The organism is Streptacidiphilus sp. MAP12-20 (assembly GCF_041262525.1).
Classification (GTDB): Bacteria; Actinomycetota; Actinomycetes; order Streptomycetales; family Streptomycetaceae; genus Streptacidiphilus.
In genome coordinates this window covers 16,213-34,058 of the sequence record NZ_JBGCCK010000027.1, presented here as the reverse complement: position 1 = coordinate 34,058, position 17,846 = coordinate 16,213, and the positions used below count along the sequence as shown (strand labels likewise).

The following is a 17,846-nucleotide window of genomic DNA, read 5'->3' as shown; positions in this document are numbered from 1 at the left end:
CGTAGTGAGGCACGAACGAAGCCGGCGTCCCGCCGGAGCGGAGCCGAGACGAAGCGCGATGAGGCAAGGATGAGCAACGGTGAGTCCCCGGTCCAGTCGGTCGACCGGGCCGTGACGATACTCGAACTCCTGGCTCGCACCGGCGAGTCGGGGGTCACCGAGATCGCGGCCGAGCTGGGCGTGCACAAATCGACCGCGTTCCGGCTCGCCGCCGCGCTGGAGTTGCGCGGGCTGCTGGAGCAGTCCGGGGAGCGCGGCAAGTACCGGCTGGGGCTGGGGCTGGTCCGGCTGGCCGGGGCGGCGACGGTTCGGCTGGACCTGTCGCAGCAGAGCCGTCCGGTCTGCGAGCGGCTGGCGGCCGAGCTGGGCGAGACCATCAACATCGCCATCCTGGACCGCGATGCGGCGGTCAACATCGACCAGGTGCTCGGCCCCTCCGCGCTGACCACGCACAACTGGGTCGGTCAGCGCACTCCGCTGCACGCGACCTCCAGCGGCAAGGTGCTGCTCGCCCATCTCGCCCCGGCCCTGCTGGAGGAGGCCCTGGCCGCGCCGCTCACGCGCTTCACCGACCGCACGCTGACCGACCCGGCCGCGCTGCGCGCCCAGCTGGTGTCGGTGCTGCGCGACGGATTCGCCAGCACGGTGGAGGAGTTGGAGCCGGGCCTGAACGCCGTGGCCGCGCCGCTCTTCGCCTACCACGGCCAGGTCGTCGGCGCGGTCAGCGCATCGGGCCCGTCCTTCCGCCTGACCAGGGCGCGGCTGCGGGCGACGGCGGCCGCCGTGTGCGCGGCCGCCGCCGAGATCTCCACGCGCCTGGGCCACCCACCCACGACTCGCGCGGACGGGTGGCAGGCGGGCTAGCGGGACCGTTCGGCCCGTCAGCCCTCGGCAGGTTGCCCCGCGACGACCGGGGCCGCCGGGTTCGCCGCCGTCCCGCGCCGGTAGCGCAGGTAGAGGCCGAGGCCGACGGCGACGATGACGGCGGTGAAGACGATCGCGCCCCACTGGTAGTACCAGTGGTCGGTGCCGTAGACCTCGGGGCGCGGCCAGGCGAGGTTGACGGTCATCGCCGCGCCGTAGACGACCGCGACCAGGTTGACCGGAAGCCCCCACCGCCCGAGGTTGAACCACGGGCCGTGACCGGGCGCGGGCCAGTCGCCGCGCAGCCGCCGCAGCAGCATCGGCGCGGTCACCATCAGGTAGGGGATGTAGAAGAGGATGATCGCGACCGAGGTCAGGATGTAGAAGGCCCGCTGGTTGCCGATGTTGACGAGCAGCAGCACGATCGTCAGCACGCCGGTCAGCAGCGCGGGAACCACGGGGGTCCGCGAACGCGGGGACACCTGGGACAGCGCCCGCCCGAAGGGCAGTCGCCCGTCCCTCGCCATCGCGAAGACCAGCCGGATCGCCGCCGTCTGCACGGCGAGACAGCAGACGGTGACGGCGATGGCCGAGCAGACCAGGAAGACGTCACCCAGGCCGTTCCCCAGCGTGGACTTGATCAGGTAGGGCATGCCGAGCGTGCCGAGCTCCTGGGCCTTGATGTTGCCGACCGCCATCATGCCGACCAGCATCAGCAGCCCGCCCGCGACGAAGGCCGCGGTGATGGCGCGCAGGATGGCCCGGGGCGCGTGGCGGCGCGGTTCGCGGGTCTCCTCGGCGAGGGCGCCCGCCGTGTCGAAGCCGTAGAAGACGTAGGCGCTCATGATCGAGGCGATCATGAAGGCTCCCAGATAGCCGAGCGAGGTGCCCGCCCCAGCGCCCTGTGTCTGCAGGACGACCTGCGGACCGCGTCGGATGTGCACGGCCAGCATGACGATGAGCAGCGTGACGGCGGTCAGTTCGACGGCGACGCCGATGTTGTTGATCTTCGCCATCAGCCGGACCCCGACCATGTTGACGACCGTCGTGAAGACGACCAGACCCAGACCGAGCAGGATCGCGTTCTTCGCGCCGTTCGGTGTGGCGGTCTGCCCCGCGTCGGCTGCGCCGCCGACGATCTGGAAGGCGAGCGAGACCTGCGGCAGGATCACCTGGTACGCGACGGCCACGGCCGCCGCGGTGACGACCGCGCCCACGGCCATGATCCAGCCGGCCATCCACGAGGTGACGGGCCGGGCGATCTGCTTGGACCACTGGTAGACGCCGCCGGCCAGCGGGTACTGCCCGGCCATCTCCGCGAAGCAGAGCGCGACGCACAGCTGACCGAGGAAGATCAGCGGCCAGCTCCAGATGAACGCCGGTCCGCCCGAGGCGAAGCCGAAGCCGAAGAGCTGGAACACGCCGGTCATGATGGAGATATAGCTGAATCCGGCCGCGAAACTGGAGAAGGAGCCGAGCGAGCGCTCGAGCTCCTGCTTGTATCCGAACCGGGCCAGGTCGTGGGTGTCGTCGCCGGGTCTGACGGCGCTCGTGGTGTCGGGACGCATGGCCGCCTCCTCAGGAGGGTTGCGCCAAGTGAGACAACTGCCTCGATGCGCAACGTGCCGCCGAGTATGGGGATCGCCCCGAAGGGGTGTCAAGAGCCACTGCAGGCCCACAATTTCCGCTGTGACCCTGCTCTTTGACGAGGCGTCCGACTCGCCCTTGACATGCCCCTCGCGCCGGACCGACCCTGTTTCATATCCCGCACTGCCATGCGCCATCCGCAACACTCGCCCATCCGACAGAGGGGACGGACCACGTGGCAGCCCAACCGAAGGTCGTGGTGATCGGCGCGGGCATCGTCGGCTGCGCGCTGGCCGACGAGCTCACCGAGCGCGGCTGGACCGACGTCACCGTCCTGGACCAGGGCCCCCTCTTCGCCACCGGCGGCTCCAGCTCGCACGCGCCGGGCCTGGTCTTCCAGACCAACCCCTCGAAGGCGATGACGGAGTTCGCCGCCTACACCGTCGCCAAGTACCGGGAGCTGACGCTCGACGGCGAGTGGTGCTTCCGCCCGGTCGGCGGTCTGGAGGTCGCGACCACTCCGGAGCGCGTCGAGGAGCTCAAGCGCCGGGCCGGCTTCGCCGCGTCCTGGGGCGTACGCGGTCGACTGCTCGGCCCGGACGAGTGCGTGACGCTGCACCCGCTGCTCGACCGCGAGCAGGTCCTGGGCGGGTTCCACACGCCCGACGACGGCCTGGCCAAGGCCGTCCGCGCCGGCGAGGCGCAGGCCCGCCGTGCCATGGCGCGCGGAGCGCGCTTCCTCGGCGGGCACACGGTGACCGGAATCGCCTCGGCGGGCGGCCGGGTCAGCGGCGTCGCCACGGACCAGGGCGACTTCCCCGCCGACCTCGTCGTCAGCTGCGCGGGCTTCTGGGGCCCCCGCATCGGTCGGATGGCCGGACTCACCGTGCCGCTGGTCCCGCTCGCCCACCAGTACGCGCGCACGACGCCGCTCGCCGCGCTGGCCGGCGTCAACTCCGAGGCGCTGGAGGCCTCCCGCCCGATCCTGCGGCACCAGGACCGGGATCTCTACTTCCGCGAACACGTGGACCGCCTCGGCATCGGTTCCTACGCACACCGGCCGCTCACCGTGGACGTCGACAGGCTGCCGGACGGCATGGCGATGCCGTCGGTGCTGCCGTTCACCGAGGAGGACTTCGCGCCCGCCTGGCAGGACGCGCGCACGCTGCTGCCCGCGCTCGGCGGCGCGAAGGTCGAGGAGGGCATCAACGGCGTCTTCTCGTTCACCCCCGACGGCTTCCCGCTGCTCGGCGAGGCCCCCGAGCTGCGCGGCTTCTGGGTCGCCGAGGCCGTGTGGGTGACGCACTCGGCGGGCGTCGCACGGGTGTTGGCCCAGTGGCTGGTCGACGGCGAGCCCGGCACGGACGTGCACGAATGCGAGCTGAACCGCTTCGATCCGGTGCAGCTGGCCCCCGCGTACGTGCGGCGGCGCAGCTGCCAGAACTTCGTCGAGGTCTACGACATCCTGCACCCGCTCCAGCCGATGGAGGAGCCGCGCCCGCTGCGGGTCTCGCCCTTCCACGCGCGGCAGCGCGAACTCGGCGCCGTCTTCCTGGAGGCCGGCGGCTGGGAGCGCCCGCACTGGTACGAGGCGAACGCCACGCTCCCCGAGGTCGCCGAGGTGCCGGAGCGCGGGGCGTGGGCGTCGCGCTACTGGTCCCCGATCGCGGGGGCCGAGGCCCTGGCGGTGCGCGCACGCGTGGGGCTCTTCGACATGACGCCGCTCAAGCGGCTGGAGGTGTCCGGACCGGGTGCTCTCCCCTTCCTTCAATACCTGACCAGCAATCAACTGGAGCGACCTGTCGGTTCTGTGACCTACACGCTGCTGCTCGCCGAGTCGGGTGGCGTGCGCAGCGACCTGACCGTGGCCCGGCTCGGCGCAGACAGGTTCCAGGTCGGCGCCAACGGCCCGGTCGACCTGGACTGGTTCCGCCGACATCTGCCCGTGGATTCCGCAGTCCAGGTCCGCGACATCACCGGCGGAACCTGCTGCGTCGGCGTCTGGGGGCCACTGGCCCGCGAGCTCGTCCAGCCGCTCACGGAGGCGGACTTCTCGCACCGCGGCTTCGGCTACTTCAAGGCGAAGGAGGCTTTCGTCGGCGAGGTCCCGGTCACCGCGATGCGCCTCTCCTACGTCGGCGAGCTCGGCTGGGAGCTCTACACCAGCGCCGATCTCGGGCAGCGGCTCTGGGACACGCTCTGGCGGGCCGGGCAGCCGCTCGGCGTCCTCGCGGCCGGGCGCAGCGCGTTCAACAGCATGCGGCTGGAGAAGGGCTACCGCTCCTGGGGCGCCGACCTGACGGCCGAGCACAACCCCTACGAGGCGGGGCTCGGCTTCGCGGTGCGGAGGGAGAAGGGCCCGTTTCTCGGCCGCGAGGCGCTGCTCGGCCTGGACGAGTCCCGTGCCGCGCGCCGGCTCTGCCCACTGCTGCTGGACGATCCGCACGCGGTGGTGATGGGCCGCGAGCCGGTCCACGTCGACGGCGAGCCGGTCGGCTACGTGACCAGCGCGGCGTTCGGCTACAGCGTCGGCGCCTCGATCGCCTACGCCTGGCTGCCCGCGTCCGTCGCTACGCCCGGCACGCGCGTCGAGGTCGAGTACTTCGGCGAACTGCTGCCCGCCCGGGTCGCCGCCGAGCCGCTCTTCGACCCGACCATGGCCCGCATCCGCGCGTAAGACGGTCCGTCCAAGTCGTTGTTTCAGACCCGCAGAGAGGCAGCCCGCCCGTGACCGCGACCGAGCTTCCGCCCAGCCTGCTCAGCACCCTGCCCGGCGACGCCTACACCTCGGCGGAGGTCTTCGCTGCCGAGCAGGAGCGGATCTTCGAGTCGCTCTGGTTCTGCGCCGTCCGCGCCTCCGACGTGGACGCGCCGGGGCGCTTCCGGACGGTCCAGGTCGGCCGCGAGAGCGTGATCGTCACCCGCTCGCGCGACGGCGCGGTCCGGGCGTTCCTCAACGTGTGCCGACACCGGGGCGCGCAGCTGTGCAGCGAGGAGTCCGGCGAGGTCCGTCGCACACTGCGCTGCACGTACCACGCCTGGTCCTACGATCTGGACGGGCGGCTCGTCGCCGCGCCCAACCTGGCCACCATGCCCGACATCGACCGCACGACCTACGGACTGATCGCGGTCCATGTCCGCGAGTGGCTCGGCTACGTCTGGGTCTGCCTCGCCGACGAGCCGCCCTCCTTCGAGCTGGACGTCGTCGGCGCCGCCACCGAACGGCTCGGCGACCCCGAGGCGATCGAGCGCTACCAGGCCGCCGAACTGGCGGTCGGGCGGCGGATCCGCTACGACGTCGCGGCCAACTGGAAACTGATCGTCGAGAACTTCATGGAGTGCTATCACTGCGCCACCATCCACCCCGAACTCACCGACGTTCTCCCGGAGTTCGCGCGCGGCTACGCAGCCCAGTACTACGTGGGCCACGGTGCGGAGTTCGCGCCGAAGGCGGAGGGCTTCACCATCGACGGCAGCGCCGGCGTGGCGCGGATCGCGAACGTCACCCCGGAGCAGGACCGCCGCTACTACGCCATCACCGTCAAGCCGCAGACCTTCGTCAACCTCGTCCCCGACCAGGTCATCGTGCTCCGGATGTTCCCCCTGGCCGCCGACCGGACGATCGTGGAGTGCGACTGGCTCTTCCGCAAGGATGTCGTCGACGCGGGCACGGACCTGTCGCGCTCGGTGGAGCTGTTCCACCGCGTCAACCTGCAGGATTTCGATGCCTGCGAGCGCTGCCAACCCGGCATGTCCTCGCGCGCCTACGCGCGCGGCGGCGTGCTGGTGCCCAGCGAGCACCACATCCAGGCGTTCCACGCCTGGGTGGCGGCGAAGCTGGAGAACTGAGCAACGCCCCGGATTTCGTCGCCTGTTCGGCTCGTCGCCCCTTCGCCGCCCCTTCGGCGTCCAACCCGCGCACGGCACACTTCCCCCGGCCGTTCCCTCCGGCCATGTCATTGGGTAACTCCCTCCGATTCCCTCGGCAGAGAGGTTGTCATGTCCCCGAAGCGACACCTGGTGCCCGCCGTCGTGCTCGCCCTGCTCGCGGCGCTGCTCGGCCTGACCACGAGCGCGCCCGCGGCGAGCGCCGCGAGCAGTCCGAACCTGATTCTCGATGGCAGCGGCCAGAACGCGAGTTGTTCCGGCTCCGGCTACGACGAGACCACCGCCCCCGGCTGGACCGTCACCTCCGGCGCCCCGAACGTGGTCTGCTACGTCAACAACGGCGGCTTCCCCAGTGCCTCCACCCCCGGCGCCCAGTCCGGCAGCGGCTACTTCACCGGCGGTACGCACGGCAGCAGCGGGCTGCGCCAGACCGCCGACGTCTCCGCCGCCGCGACGGCGATCGACACCGGCACCGCGAGCTACAACCTCTCCGGCTGGCTGGGCGGCTTCGGCAAGCAGAACGACACCGTCGCCCTGGTGGCCACCTTCCAGTCCGCGACCGGCGCGGCGCTCGGCAGCTCGCAGATCGGTCCGGTGACCGCCGCCGACCGGAAGAGCAGGACCGAGTTCCTGCAGCGCACCGCGGCGGGAACGCTTCCCGTCGGCACCCGCTCGATCCGGCTGGACCTCAACTTCACCTGGTCCTCCGGCGGTACCACCGACGGCTACGCGCAGGGACTCTCACTGACCGTCAGTCCGTCCGTGCCCACGCCGGTACTGAACGTCCCGGCCTCCACCGTGCCGGGCTTCGACCACGTCTTCGTGGTCTACATGGAGAACGAGAACTACTCCGCGACCAGCAACACCGTCGACGGCGGCGCGGGCATCATCGGCAACTCGGCCGCGCCGTACCTGAACAGCCTGACCTCGAGCGCCGCGCTGCTCACGAACTACCACGCCGTCGTACACAACTCCGACCCCAACTACCTGGCTCTGGCGGGCGGCAGCACCTTCGGCCAGAGCGCGGGCAACGGCGGCACCAGCAACTGCATCGCGACCTGCACCTACAGCACGCCGAGCCTCGCCGACCGGGTCGTCTCCGCGGGCAAGAGCTGGAAGCAGTACACCGACGGAGCCAACGGCAACTGCGACACCACGACCCACGGTTCGTACTACCCGGATGACGCGCCCTTCGGCTACTTCGCGAACATGAAGAACAACCCGTCCTACTGCCAGGCGCACTGGCAGCCGCTCACGCAGATGACCACCGACCTGCAGTCCACCGCCACCACGCCGAACTTCGTCTGGTTCGCGGCCGACGACTGCAACGACATGGAGGCTTGCGGCGTCTCCGCCGGCGACACCTGGCTGAAGAACACGTTGCCGACCATCCTCAACTCCCCCGCCTGGACCACCCAGCGCTCGCTGCTGCTGATCACCTGGGACGAGGACGGCAACAACCTGCCCGGCGGCTTCGGCCCCGGCCAGACCAACCAGGTCGCGACCTTCGCGCTCGGCTCGCAGGGCACGGTCAAGGCCGGCTCCCGCTTCGGCTCCCGCTACACCCACTACAGCACCGCCCGCACGATCGAGCAGGCACTGGGGCTCGCGTCCATGACGCAGAACGACGCCTACGCGCAGCCGATGAACGAGATCTTCAACTGATCGAATGAGATGATCACTGCGATCGGATCTTCGGGAGGGGCAGAGCATGAGCACGTTCGGAATCACCTACCTCGGTGGGCCGACCGCAGTGATCGAGTACGGGGGACTGCGTCTGCTGGTGGACCCGACCTTCGACCCGCCGCGCGAGTTCCCCGTCGGGAACCGCGTGCTGACGAAGACGGTGGGTCCGGCGCTCAGCGCGGCCGAGGTCGGGCCGGTGGACGCGGTGCTGCTCTCGCACGACCAGCACCCGGACAACCTGGACGAGGCCGGCCGCGCGGTCGCGCTCGCCGCACCGGTGGTCCTCTCCACCGGCTCGGCCGAGCAGCGCCTGGGCGGCCCGGTCCGGGCGCTGCCCAACTGGGAGCGGGTGACGCTGCCGCGTCCGGTCGGGGGCGGCGACGAGGTCGTGGTGACCGGCGTCCCCGCTCAGCACGGACCGGACGGCTCCGAGCCGCTGGTCGGCGAGGTGATCGGCTTCGTGCTGAGCGGCGCGGGGCTGCCGACCGTGTACGTGAGCGGCGACAACGCCTCGCTCGACGTGGTCCGCACGATCGTCGAGCGCGTCGGCGAGGTCGACATCGCCGTCCTCTTCGCGGGCGCCGCGCGCACGCCACTGATTCCGGACGCCCCGCTCACCCTGACCAGCGCGGACGCGGCCCGCGCGGCCGCGCTGCTCGGGGCGCGCCACGTCGTTCCGCTGCACTTCGAGCACTGGGCGCACTTCTCCGAGGACGGCGACAGCCTGGTCGCCGCCTTCGAGGCGGCCGGACTCGTCCACCGGCTGCACCGCCTCGCACCGGGCGGTCACCTGGCGCTGTGAGCCGGGCCGTTCGGGCGGGTCTGTGGTCAGTCCTCCCCCGGCCACTCCCCCGGTCGGTCCAGCCAGGCCACCAGTTCCGGGGAGTAGTGGTCCTCACCCGGATAGTCCTCTTCCATGCGCTCCTCGAACTCGCGGCGCGACATCGGTACATGATGCGCGCCGCGGAAGGAGATCAGCCGGTACTGGTGGTCGTCGCCGAAGAGGCCGACCTGCACCGGAGGCTCAGTCTCGCTCATGGCCCCAGCGTGCGGCGGCGCACCGTACGCCGCTACCCGAGTGGCGACATCGGTGGTTGCGGCGCAAGGTGGTGCTACCGCAATCCGGGAGGAGAGATCTGCCATGAGCGTTCTCGACAAGGTCAAGGGCATGCTCAAAGGCCATGAGAGCCAGGCCGGACAGGCCGTGGACAAGGCCGGAGACATGGTCGACGACAAGACCGGCGGAAAGTTCGCCGGCCAGGTCGACATGGTCCAGGACCAGGCCAAGAAGCAGCTGGGGGCCGACGATCAGGCACCGCCTCCGGTGGACGGCGGGCAGTCGGCCTCCTGACAGGCCGGCGTTCAACGAAACAGCCACGGCCGCCCGGCGGTCCGGCCGCGTCAGCGAGCAGTCAGCTGACGTCGTCGGTCACCAGGCGGCCGTGGATGTGTTCGTCGTGGAGCCGGCCGTCGCCGTAGCGATAGGACTGGCGCAGCGTGCCCTCGTGCAGATAGCCGGCCCTCGACGCGACCCGGCATGACGCCGGGTTCTCCGCGGCATGGCACAACTCGAGCCGAACCAGACCGAACGCCTCGAAGGCCCACGCGGACACGGCCCGCAACGCCTCTCCGGCGATGCCCCGACCACGCGCCTGCGGCGCGACCCGGTAGCCGACCTGCGCCGAGGCACTCCGCTCACTGATGCTGTGCACGGCGATGTTGCCGATCACGATGCCGCGGTCAAAGCCGTGGTCAAAGCCGTGGTCGATGCCGTCGTCGCTGCCCTTGCCCGTGTCGCTGCCGGTGTCGCTGCGGCTCTCGAAAACGAGGAACGTCGCGTGCGTCCCGTCGCCCCAGTCGCCGGACTGCACGCACCAGTTCAGCGCGCTCGCCTCGTCGACGACCCCGCGCAGCGGATTCCACAGCGCCACCTCCGGATCCCGGGCGAGGCGGAGAACGTCGTCGGCATGCTCGGGGCCGGGCGCAGCCAGGAGCAGGCGGGGAGTGCGGAGAACTGCATCGCCGGGCTTCACCCGCGTCAGACTACGCCCGGCGCGCCGATGTCCGGCAGCAATATTCGCAGCCCCGGGGGCCCTACAGGGGGCCCGACAGGATCCGCTACCAGCTGGCGCGCTCCGCCGCCGCGTGCGCGCGGCAGCGCTGGACGACGGCGCCGGGGTCGATCGCCGCGCCGCGAAGGATCTCCGCCGCGCGGGAGTCCGCGATCGCGGCCAGCTCGCCGAGCAGATCCAGCATCGTGCCCACGCCGCCCTGCCCCGCCCGTTCCAGCGCGCCCGCGGCGGACGCGCTCCAGGCGAGCCCGGCCGAGCGTTCGGACTCGCGGTCCGCGACGCCCTCGCCCAGCCGCCACAACCTGCCGAAGCCGATGCTGCGCTGCACCAGGTAGCCCATCAGCCGGGTCGCCTGCACCGGGAGCGGCGCGGCGACGCCGAGCGCCGAGTCGTCCGACTCGAGCAGGGCGTGCAGCAGATGGCCCGTGTCGACCTCGGGGTCGCCCGCCCGCAGGGCCCGGCGTCGAGCCCGCGCGGCCACCGAGGCGAGCACGCCCACGGGCGCCGGCCCACCTCGGGGGGCGGCGGCGGACAGACTTCGCCGGGGTTCTACAGGCACGGGCGTCCACCACGTCGTCGAGGGGCGAGGGTTCTGCGAGGAGGCTTCTGCTGGGGTGGCCCTTCCAGGCCCCACCGCTGTGGGCCGGGGCGCGCGGACGGGCGGGACCGATGCGAGTGTCGGCCCTGCGCTACCTCCGGAAGTCTGCTGCGCAGGGTGACCATTCGTCAACCCACAGATACGATCTTCCCATCGTCCTCGACTCATCCTCGACTCGTCCTCGACCGGTCGTGACCCGCGTTCACCGGCAGGTGGGTCGCATGACCTGCGAGGATGCGCGGGGGCAGTAGTAGCGTGCCACCGGCGCGCGCTCGATGCGCCCGGCGCGCGCGCCGTACGGACGCCCCCATTCGGCTGCAACCACACCCGTGCCCCAGCCGTCGAACAGAGCGTGGGCCCCGCACGCAGCCAACCAGGAGCGCAATCCTGATCACCCCTCCCCCCGCCGCACCCGCCACCGTCGCGAAGCCGCTGCTCTACCTGGACGTCGACGGCGTGCTCAACCCCGTCTGCCCGCGTCCGGGCAGCGGCTACACCCGGCACCTGCTGCTCCGTAGCGAGGTGCTGCTCAGCGCGGCGCACGGGGTGTGGCTGCGGGAACTGGCCCAGGTCTACGAACTCGCCTGGGCCAGCACGTGGGAGGTCTGGGCCAACCGCTGCATCGCGCCGCTGCTGGGCCTGCCCGAACTGCCGTGGGTGGCCTGCGGAAGCAGCGCCGGCGCGGCCGACGGGGACTTCGCGCCGATCGTGCGCCACGCGGCGGGGCGGCCGTTCGCCTGGGTGGACGATCTGATCCCGCCCCGCCTGCTGCGTCGCTACGCGGACCGAAGCGACGTGCTGCTGCTGCCGGTCGAACCGGGCCAGGGGCTGCGCCGCGGCCATGTGGACCGGCTGCTGTCACGGCCGCCGACGGCCGCGCAGTTCAGCTCCCCGCCTCCGGGCCAGCGTCCTTCGGGGCCGGAGCAGCCTCCGAGTCCGCGTCGGCCAGGATGAGGTAGAGCCGCTTGCGGGCGTCGGCGAGCACGGCGAGCGCCTTGGTGCGCTGCTCGGACGTGCCGGTCATGATGACCTGCCGCAGGGCGTCCTTGACGGCGCCACCGGCCCGGCCGAACTCGCGCACGACCTCCCAGTGTTCGCCCTGCGCGGCCTCCTCCCAAGGGGCCTCCGGCCCCTGCTCGGCCTCGGTGCGTCCGGCCTCGGTGAGACTGAACAGCTTCTTGCCGCCGCTCTCCTCACTGGTGATGAGGCCCTCCTCGTCGAGCATCTGCAGGGTCGGGTAGACCGAGCCGGGGCTCGGCCGCCAGCTCCCGCCGGAACGCTCGGCGATCTCGCGGATCATCTCGTAGCCGTGCATGGGCCGCTCCTTGAGCAGGGCCAGCAGCGAGGCACGCACATCCCCGCGCCGCGCGCGGCCTCCGTGCCGCCCACGCCCTCCCCCGCCGCCGCGCCCGCGCGGCCCGAACGGCCCGAACCCGGGCCCGAACGGACCAGGCCCACCGAAGCCGGGCGGCCCGAACTCGCCGAAGGCGGGACGGCCGGGGTTGGTGCGGAGGTCATTCCTCGGATCGAAGTGGTGTCGGGATCGCATGATCGATCTCCTTCGTGAAGTGAAACAGGTGGATGAATGATCTCGACGACAGTCAAAGACTGTCTCGATGCATCAACGATATATCGGTAACTGTCGTCCGACAACCCCTTTCCAGAACGCGGTCCAGCGCCGCCCAGCCCGCGGGTCCCCATGTCGGCTTGCCGCCGGGCAGGCCCCGCTCGCCGGCCCGGCCCATGAGGATGAGGAAAAGGCTCTTCGCCGCAGCCAGCCCTCGTGCGCGCCGGATCATCGCCTCGTCAGCGTCTGCGTACGCGGCGAAGAACCGTGCAACCGCCCCCGCGGGAAGGAGCACCCACGCAGCCGCGAGATCGACCGCCGGATCTCCTGCGCACATGTCCCCGAAGTCGATCACGCCCGCGAGTGTGCCCTCCGAGACGACGACATTCGCCGGGTGGAGGTCGCCGTGCAGCCATAGCGGCGGGCCCTGCCAATCGGGAGCCGCGACGGCCTCCTCCCAGACGTCCCGGACGTTCCGGAGATCAGCGCCGACGCCTCCGGAGGCGACTTCCTCGAGTCCCCTTTCGAAACCTTCCGTGAGCGTGTGGAGGGGAACGCCGCGGTCCGGACTGACCGGTGCCTCGGCGGGCGCCTTCACATGGAGCGCCTTGAGGAAGCCCGCCAACGTATCCGCCGCGCGGTCGTGGCTGATGGGGGCGCGGTCGGCAGGTTCGCCGGGAACCCATGACGCGATGGTCCATGGCCGCGGGAAGCGTGCGGACGGTTCACCCATCCGCGTGGGGGTCGGGACCGGTAGCGGCAGGCGCGGGGCCAGGGCGGGCAGCCACCGGTACTCCTTGCGCAGGAGGGACGGCGCACGCTCCGTTCGTGGCATGCGGACGGCCAACTCGTCCCCGAGACGCCACAGTTGGTTGTCCCAACCGCCGGCCACCTCACGCAGGTCCAACTCTGCAAGGTCCGGATGCTGCTCTCGCACCAGGGAGCGCACCACGTTCTCATTGATCTCGAAGCTGTCCATGATCTCACTCAACCACCGACGGCACGGGGCCGATCCAGTTCGAAACAGCAGGGCGGGAACAGCGGTGCAGCGGACTGTCCACCGCACCCGCGGGCTGGGACCCTGACACGTGAGGGGGAAGACATGACACGGACCGATCGGACCGGACCACGAGGGCGTGACAGCTACGGCTGCTGCGGCATGTGGATCCTGGGCATGTTGTTCATCACCGCCCTGCTCGTCGGCGGCGCCTGGCTCGTCATCCAATTCGGCTCGTCGTGCGACGCCAAATGTCGTGCCGCGCCGGCAAGCCCGTACCAGGGTGGCGGCGGCGGTTGATCGACCGACGCGGCAACTGGGCGCTGCGCCGAGCGGTCTCGCGGAGGCGTTGGGCACGGACGGCTGGAAGGACGTCTGGACCACAGGCGCGCTCGGCGACCTGGTGGTCGAGCTGGCCGACGAGGCGGACGTGCGGGCGCTGACGCCGGACCACACCCGGCTCGCCGCGCTGGACGCGGACATTCCGCGCGGCGTGATCGTCACCGCCCGCGCGGCGGCGCCCGACGCAAGCGGTTACGACTTCGTCTCGCGCTGGTTCGGCACCGGCGTCGTCGTCGGCGAGGACCCGGTGACCGGGAGCGCGCACACCGCGCTCGCTCCACTCTGGGCGGAGCGGCTGGGGGTGACCGAGCTGACCGGCCGTCAGGTCTCCGCACGCGGCGGGACGGTTCAGGTGCGGCTGGTAGGCGATCGGGTGCTGCTGAGCGGCCGGGCCGTCACCGTGTGGGACGGGACGCTGGCGGCAGCAGCGACGCCCTAGGTAATCAGGTCGGCAGCCAGCTGACGTGGCCGGCAAGGAGCACGTAACCGACGAAGGCGACCGTGTCGATGAGCCCGTGGGCGATCACCAGTGGGGCGACTCGGCGCCAGCGGGAGTAGAGCCAGCAGAAGATCACGCCCATCACCACGTTGCCGACGAAGCCGCCGACGCCCTGGTAGAGGTGGTACGAGCCGCGCAGCAGCGCGCTCGCCGCGACGGTCGCGGGCCAGCTCCAGCCCAGCTGGCCCAGGCGGCGCAGCATGTAGCCGACGACGATGACCTCCTCGACGACCGCGTTCTGCACGGCGGAGAGGATCAGCACCGGGATCCGCCACCAGACGTCCGGCAGGGCGCTCGGCACGACGGTGAGGTTGGCGCCCGAGGCCCGCGCGCCGAGGTAGAGCAGCAGCCCCGAGCCGCCGATCGCGGCGGCCACCAGGAAGCCCTTGCCGAGGTCGCTCCAGCGCTGGGTCAGGTCGAAGCCGAGTGCCCGGATCGAGGAGCCCTCCCGCACCAGCAGGTAGGCGACCAGTGCGACGGGCACCAGGGCCGAGGCGATGTTGAAGAGGTGCCAGGTCAGATCCAGCCACGGGCGGCCCGGGGTGATGGAGCCGTTGAGTGTCGCGTGCTGCGCCCTGAGCGAGACGGGCGCCGTGAGCGACCCGACGAAACTGATCAGTGCGGAGACGCCGCTCGCCCCGAGCGAGAGCGCGAGGACGAGGATCAGCTCCTGCCCCAGCAGACGCCGCGTGAGGCGGATCGGCGCGGGAAGCGTCTCGGTGTTGCTCACGGGGGCGACTCCGGGGGCGGTTGCTCTGGCGGTTCGCCCGATCATCGCACAGCAGCCTGAGCGGTGATCGGCTCGCCTTCAGCGGGCCCTCAGCTCAGCGCAGCGGCCAGGTGTGGACGGGCTCACCGGAGCGCATCAGCTCCATGTAGCGGCGCGTCATCGCAACCAGCGCCGGGCCCCGGTCGAGACCGTGCCGGTCCACGCCGTCGTGGAAGGCCGCGCTCTGCCACGCCGCTCCGTTGATCCCGGTGCGGCAGCGACCCTCGATGATGCCGAGGTAGTGGTCCCGGTCCACCGGTTCCACGCCCCACGCGTCCAGACCCTTCGCCGCCAGCGGCAGCAGCTCGTCGCGGACCAGGTCCCGCGCGGGCACCCGCGCCAGGCTGCCGCCGCCCCGGCGGCCGCCGGCACGTGGCCACCACAGCTCGGCGTCGATGCCCAGCCGCGCGGCCGTGTGAAAGTTCTCCGTCGCGAGCTCGAACGGCAGCCGCTGCCAGACCGGGCGCGGCTGATCGGCGAGCGAGCGGACCAGGCCGTAGTAGAACGCCGCGTTGGCCAGCGTGTCGACGACGGTCGGACCGGCCGGCAACGCCCGGTTCTCGACGCGCAGGTGCGGGACGCCGTCCGCGATGTCGTAGACGGGGCGGTTCCAGCGGTAGATGGTGCCGTTGTGCAGCCGCAGCTCGCGCAGCGCGGGGACGCCGCCCGCGGCGAGGGTCTTCTGCGGGTCCTCCTCGTCGCAGATCGGCAGCAGCGAGGGGAAGTAGCGCAGGTTCTCCTCGAAGAGATCCACGACCGAGTCGACCCAGCGCTCGCCGAACCAGGTGATCGGTCGGACGCCCTGCGCCTTGAGCTCATCCGGACGCGTATCGCACGCTTGCTCGAACAGAATGGGCCGCGTCTCGCGCCAGAGCTCCCGACCGAACAGGAACGGGGCGTTGGCCCCCATCGCCAGCTGTGCTCCGGTCAGCGCCTGGGCCGCGTTCCACACCCCGGCGAAGCGGCGCGGCGTCACCTGCAGGTGCAGCTGCAGGGACGTGCAGGCCGCCTCCGCGACGATGGAGACCGAGTCCGCCCGCAGCCGCTCGACGCCCTGGATGTCGAGGGAGATGTCCTCCCCACGCGCGGCGAGAATCCGGTCGTTGAGCAGGCGGTATCGATCCCCGCGCGAGATGTTGTCCAGGACCGCGTGGTCGAGCGTCAGCGTCGGCAGGATGCCGACCGTGACGATCCGCGCCCCGGCGCGTTGCGCTCTCCGGTCGGCGTAGCCGAGGCCGACGACGAGCTCCTCGCGCAGTTCCTCGAAGACCCGGCCGCCGAGCCGGTGCGGGGCGATGTTGACCTCGATGTTGAACTGACCGAGTTCGGTCTGGAAGTCCCCGCTGGCGATCGAGGCGAGCACCTCCTCGTTGCGCATGGCCGGCAGGCCCTCGTCGTCGGCGAGGTTGAGTTCGATCTCCAGGCCCATCATCGCGCGGGCCCGGTCGAAGCGGTCCTCGGCGAGCAGCCGCTCCAACGCCTCGACGCACTGGCGCAGCTTACGGCGGTAAAGTTGACGGTCCGCCAGGTCCGCACTGCCGGCGGCCACCTTCTCCCCCATAGGGCGCCCCTCCCTCTGTCGGCGGTAGAGGGAGGATGCCCCGAAGGCGTGATCGACAGTCCGACAGAACGCGCGAAAACGGCATGTGCCAATAACTGGCCGAGTACACGAACTGCCCGAAATCTCCCTTGCGACCATGCACGGACAGTAGTAGAAGAGTCACGCCGTGCACCCGTTCGTATAGACTCGCGAGATACAGGTACGCACGGCCCGACGCCGCCGGAGCTTCCGGATCGCACGGAGACCCGGCCCCCTCGGGCCTGCCCTGCACCACGATCTGAACCAGCCGTACCCGGCGCAGTTCCCTCCACTGCGCTCCCAGCACGCCCGAGCAGCTCCCGCACCACCAACGCCCCGCCTGTCTCTGCTGCCACGAGAGGCGAATCCACATGTCCTTGCAGCTGCCCCAGCCGCCCGCCGCCGCCCTTCGCGCCGTCCTCGGCGCCCTGGACGACCTGGACGCCCTCAGCGACGCCCTTCCCGTCCGCTCCTCGGCCGTGCGACGAGCCATCGGGCCGCTCACCCCTGCCCACCCGCTGCCCGTCCATCTGCTCGACCCGATGGCCTCGGACGGCGCGGCCGCGCCGCTGGCCCGCGCCAGGCGCACGGGCTGGCGCTTCCTGATCAAGGCGGGCGACGAGGTCGTCGCCGCCGCGGACACTCTGGAACGGGTGGCCGAGGAGTCGGGTGAGACCCACACCTTCGCCCATTTCGCAGAGGGCCCCTACCCCGCGTCCACGCTGCACGCCCTCCAGCAGGCCCGCCTGCACGCGGCGGGCGCGCAGACGACGTACCTGCCGCGCCTGCTGTCCGTGCCGGGCCACTACATGACGGCCCTCTGGCTGCATCCCGTGCTCTCCCCGGCCCCGACGCCGGACCTGCTGATCCCGCTGGTCCCGGCACCGCTGGGAGTCACCGCGCACATCCCCCACCACGCAGAGGAACTGCTCGCACTGCTGGCGCTCACGAACGGCGCACTACTCACCAGTACGGCCTGACCCGGCAGCACCCCCGACACCACCCGTTGTGACCATGCCGCATCTGGTCACAACGGGTGGTTTCTGCTGCTCGCGCGGGTTCTCACGTGACCCATGTCACCAAATAGCTGCGGTTCGGTCTCGGAGACCGGAGACTGAGAACCAGCGCGACCAGCCAACCGTCTTACCCGGCGAGAAGGCACTTCACACCACCGCGCCGCAAACCGGCATTGGAAAGGTACGAGCTATGTGCCAGCACCGTCCTGAGTGTCCGTCAGCCGGTTCGCCGGACCGCGAGGCAGCCGCGGTCGTCGCGAGCCATCCGGAGCAGGGCTGGAGCCTGCTGTGCAATGGCATTCTGCTTTTCGAGGACACCGGCGAGATCCTCCCCGACGGCAGCGTGATCGCACCTCGCCGGGCGTACGCGGAAGCGGCGTAG

19 protein-coding genes are annotated in these 17,846 nt (G+C 71.2%); 11 read left to right on the top strand and 8 right to left on the bottom strand.

Features of this window, described 5'->3' with window-relative positions:
* Positions 1-69: 69 nt before the first annotated feature.
* Positions 70-864, top strand: a complete 795-nt coding sequence (locus ABIA32_RS28785; protein WP_370101645.1) for an IclR family transcriptional regulator — start codon at positions 70-72, stop codon at positions 862-864.
* 17 nt (positions 865-881) lie between these two features.
* On the opposite strand, the gene ABIA32_RS28780 is transcribed toward ABIA32_RS28785, so the two are convergent.
* Positions 882-2,432: an APC family permease gene (locus tag ABIA32_RS28780; RefSeq protein ID WP_370101642.1), complete on the bottom strand. Its 1,551-nt coding sequence runs from the start codon at positions 2,430-2,432 to the stop codon at positions 882-884.
* Positions 2,433-2,686: 254 nt separating this feature from the next.
* On the opposite strand from ABIA32_RS28780, the gene ABIA32_RS28775 reads away from it, so the two are divergent.
* The 4 genes from ABIA32_RS28775 (at position 2,687) to ABIA32_RS28760 (ending at position 8,827) form a co-directional block, all read left to right on the top strand.
* Positions 2,687-5,128, top strand: a complete 2,442-nt coding sequence (locus ABIA32_RS28775) for an FAD-dependent oxidoreductase (RefSeq protein WP_370101639.1) — start codon at positions 2,687-2,689, stop codon at positions 5,126-5,128.
* Positions 5,129-5,178: 50 nt separating this feature from the next.
* Positions 5,179-6,300 carry an aromatic ring-hydroxylating dioxygenase subunit alpha gene (locus ABIA32_RS28770; RefSeq protein WP_370101636.1) on the top strand — a complete coding sequence of 374 codons (1,122 nt, stop codon included), beginning with the start codon at positions 5,179-5,181 and terminating at the stop codon, positions 6,298-6,300.
* A 150-nt stretch (positions 6,301-6,450) separates the two neighbouring features.
* The gene (locus ABIA32_RS28765) at positions 6,451-8,004 is read left to right on the top strand and encodes an alkaline phosphatase family protein (RefSeq protein WP_370101634.1); all 1,554 of its coding nucleotides are present in this window, start codon (positions 6,451-6,453) and stop codon (positions 8,002-8,004) included.
* 46 nt (positions 8,005-8,050) lie between these two features.
* The gene (locus ABIA32_RS28760) at positions 8,051-8,827 is read left to right on the top strand and encodes an MBL fold metallo-hydrolase (protein ID WP_370101631.1); all 777 of its coding nucleotides are present in this window, start codon (positions 8,051-8,053) and stop codon (positions 8,825-8,827) included.
* Positions 8,828-8,853: 26 nt separating this feature from the next.
* Here ABIA32_RS28760 and ABIA32_RS28755 read toward each other — a convergent pair whose 3' ends face one another.
* Complete coding sequence (locus ABIA32_RS28755) at positions 8,854-9,063, bottom strand: hypothetical protein (protein ID WP_370101629.1); 210 nt, start codon at positions 9,061-9,063, stop codon at positions 8,854-8,856.
* 103 nt (positions 9,064-9,166) lie between these two features.
* Here ABIA32_RS28755 and ABIA32_RS28750 point away from each other — a divergent pair, with 103 nt between their 5' ends.
* Positions 9,167-9,376: an antitoxin gene (locus ABIA32_RS28750; RefSeq protein WP_370101626.1), complete on the top strand. Its 210-nt coding sequence runs from the start codon at positions 9,167-9,169 to the stop codon at positions 9,374-9,376.
* Positions 9,377-9,437: 61 nt separating this feature from the next.
* Here the strand turns inward: ABIA32_RS28750 and ABIA32_RS28745 are convergent, their stop codons facing one another.
* Positions 9,438-10,058 carry a GNAT family N-acetyltransferase gene (locus ABIA32_RS28745; RefSeq protein ID WP_370101623.1) on the bottom strand — a complete coding sequence of 207 codons (621 nt, stop codon included), beginning with the start codon at positions 10,056-10,058 and terminating at the stop codon, positions 9,438-9,440.
* An 85-nt stretch (positions 10,059-10,143) separates the two neighbouring features.
* A complete protein-coding gene (locus ABIA32_RS28740) occupies positions 10,144-10,596 on the bottom strand; it encodes a Clp protease N-terminal domain-containing protein (protein ID WP_370101620.1) in 453 nt (150 codons plus the stop codon).
* A gap of 555 nt (positions 10,597-11,151) precedes the next feature.
* On the opposite strand from ABIA32_RS28740, the gene ABIA32_RS28735 reads away from it, so the two are divergent.
* Positions 11,152-11,649 carry a hypothetical protein gene (locus tag ABIA32_RS28735; RefSeq protein ID WP_370101617.1) on the top strand — a complete coding sequence of 166 codons (498 nt, stop codon included), beginning with the start codon at positions 11,152-11,154 and terminating at the stop codon, positions 11,647-11,649.
* Here the strand turns inward: ABIA32_RS28735 and ABIA32_RS28730 are convergent.
* Both ABIA32_RS28730 and ABIA32_RS28725 read right to left on the bottom strand, forming a co-directional pair.
* Positions 11,579-12,244 carry a PadR family transcriptional regulator gene (locus tag ABIA32_RS28730; RefSeq protein ID WP_370101614.1) on the bottom strand — a complete coding sequence of 222 codons (666 nt, stop codon included), beginning with the start codon at positions 12,242-12,244 and terminating at the stop codon, positions 11,579-11,581. The genes ABIA32_RS28735 and ABIA32_RS28730 overlap by 71 nt on opposite strands.
* Positions 12,245-12,296: 52 nt before the next feature.
* On the bottom strand, positions 12,297-13,241 hold the full coding sequence (locus ABIA32_RS28725) for an aminoglycoside phosphotransferase family protein (protein WP_370101611.1): 945 nt from the start codon (positions 13,239-13,241) through the stop codon (positions 12,297-12,299).
* A 123-nt stretch (positions 13,242-13,364) separates the two neighbouring features.
* On the opposite strand from ABIA32_RS28725, the gene ABIA32_RS28720 reads away from it, so the two are divergent.
* The gene (locus tag ABIA32_RS28720) at positions 13,365-13,559 is read left to right on the top strand and encodes a hypothetical protein (protein WP_370101608.1); all 195 of its coding nucleotides are present in this window, start codon (positions 13,365-13,367) and stop codon (positions 13,557-13,559) included.
* Positions 13,543-14,040 carry a PhzF family phenazine biosynthesis protein gene (locus ABIA32_RS28715; RefSeq protein WP_370101605.1) on the top strand — a complete coding sequence of 166 codons (498 nt, stop codon included), beginning with the start codon at positions 13,543-13,545 and terminating at the stop codon, positions 14,038-14,040. The genes ABIA32_RS28720 and ABIA32_RS28715 overlap by 17 nt, the downstream gene beginning before the upstream one ends.
* A gap of 4 nt (positions 14,041-14,044) precedes the next feature.
* Here ABIA32_RS28715 and ABIA32_RS28710 read toward each other — a convergent pair whose 3' ends face one another.
* Together ABIA32_RS28710 and ABIA32_RS28705 are read right to left on the bottom strand one after the other, a co-directional pair.
* Positions 14,045-14,875: a CPBP family intramembrane glutamic endopeptidase gene (locus ABIA32_RS28710; RefSeq protein WP_370101602.1), complete on the bottom strand. Its 831-nt coding sequence runs from the start codon at positions 14,873-14,875 to the stop codon at positions 14,045-14,047.
* 49 nt (positions 14,876-14,924) lie between these two features.
* Positions 14,925-16,430 carry a glutamate--cysteine ligase gene (locus tag ABIA32_RS28705; RefSeq protein ID WP_370101599.1) on the bottom strand — a complete coding sequence of 502 codons (1,506 nt, stop codon included), beginning with the start codon at positions 16,428-16,430 and terminating at the stop codon, positions 14,925-14,927.
* A 389-nt stretch (positions 16,431-16,819) separates the two neighbouring features.
* Here ABIA32_RS28705 and ABIA32_RS28700 point away from each other — a divergent pair, with 389 nt between their 5' ends.
* Both ABIA32_RS28700 and ABIA32_RS28695 read left to right on the top strand, forming a co-directional pair.
* Positions 16,820-17,428: a hypothetical protein gene (locus tag ABIA32_RS28700; protein WP_370101596.1), complete on the top strand. Its 609-nt coding sequence runs from the start codon at positions 16,820-16,822 to the stop codon at positions 17,426-17,428.
* A gap of 226 nt (positions 17,429-17,654) precedes the next feature.
* Positions 17,655-17,846 carry a DUF5999 family protein gene (locus tag ABIA32_RS28695; RefSeq protein WP_037604355.1) on the top strand — a complete coding sequence of 64 codons (192 nt, stop codon included), beginning with the start codon at positions 17,655-17,657 and terminating at the stop codon, positions 17,844-17,846.

Coding starts and splice junctions, on each gene's coding strand:
- ABIA32_RS28705 (WP_370101599.1), bottom strand. CDS start 16,430: ATGGGGGAGAAGGTGGCCGCCGGCAGTGCGGACCTGGCGGACCGTCAA.
- ABIA32_RS28785 (WP_370101645.1), top strand. CDS start 70: ATGAGCAACGGTGAGTCCCCGGTCCAGTCGGTCGACCGGGCCGTGACG.
- ABIA32_RS28730 (WP_370101614.1), bottom strand. CDS start 12,244: ATGCGATCCCGACACCACTTCGATCCGAGGAATGACCTCCGCACCAAC.
- ABIA32_RS28695 (WP_037604355.1), top strand. CDS start 17,655: ATGTGCCAGCACCGTCCTGAGTGTCCGTCAGCCGGTTCGCCGGACCGC.
- ABIA32_RS28750 (WP_370101626.1), top strand. CDS start 9,167: ATGAGCGTTCTCGACAAGGTCAAGGGCATGCTCAAAGGCCATGAGAGC.
- ABIA32_RS28725 (WP_370101611.1), bottom strand. CDS start 13,241: ATGGACAGCTTCGAGATCAATGAGAACGTGGTGCGCTCCCTGGTGCGA.
- ABIA32_RS28720 (WP_370101608.1), top strand. CDS start 13,365: ATGACACGGACCGATCGGACCGGACCACGAGGGCGTGACAGCTACGGC.
- ABIA32_RS28765 (WP_370101634.1), top strand. CDS start 6,451: ATGTCCCCGAAGCGACACCTGGTGCCCGCCGTCGTGCTCGCCCTGCTC.
- ABIA32_RS28780 (WP_370101642.1), bottom strand. CDS start 2,432: ATGCGTCCCGACACCACGAGCGCCGTCAGACCCGGCGACGACACCCAC.
- ABIA32_RS28755 (WP_370101629.1), bottom strand. CDS start 9,063: ATGAGCGAGACTGAGCCTCCGGTGCAGGTCGGCCTCTTCGGCGACGAC.
- ABIA32_RS28710 (WP_370101602.1), bottom strand. CDS start 14,875: ATGATCGGGCGAACCGCCAGAGCAACCGCCCCCGGAGTCGCCCCCGTG.
- ABIA32_RS28700 (WP_370101596.1), top strand. CDS start 16,820: ATGTCCTTGCAGCTGCCCCAGCCGCCCGCCGCCGCCCTTCGCGCCGTC.
- ABIA32_RS28760 (WP_370101631.1), top strand. CDS start 8,051: ATGAGCACGTTCGGAATCACCTACCTCGGTGGGCCGACCGCAGTGATC.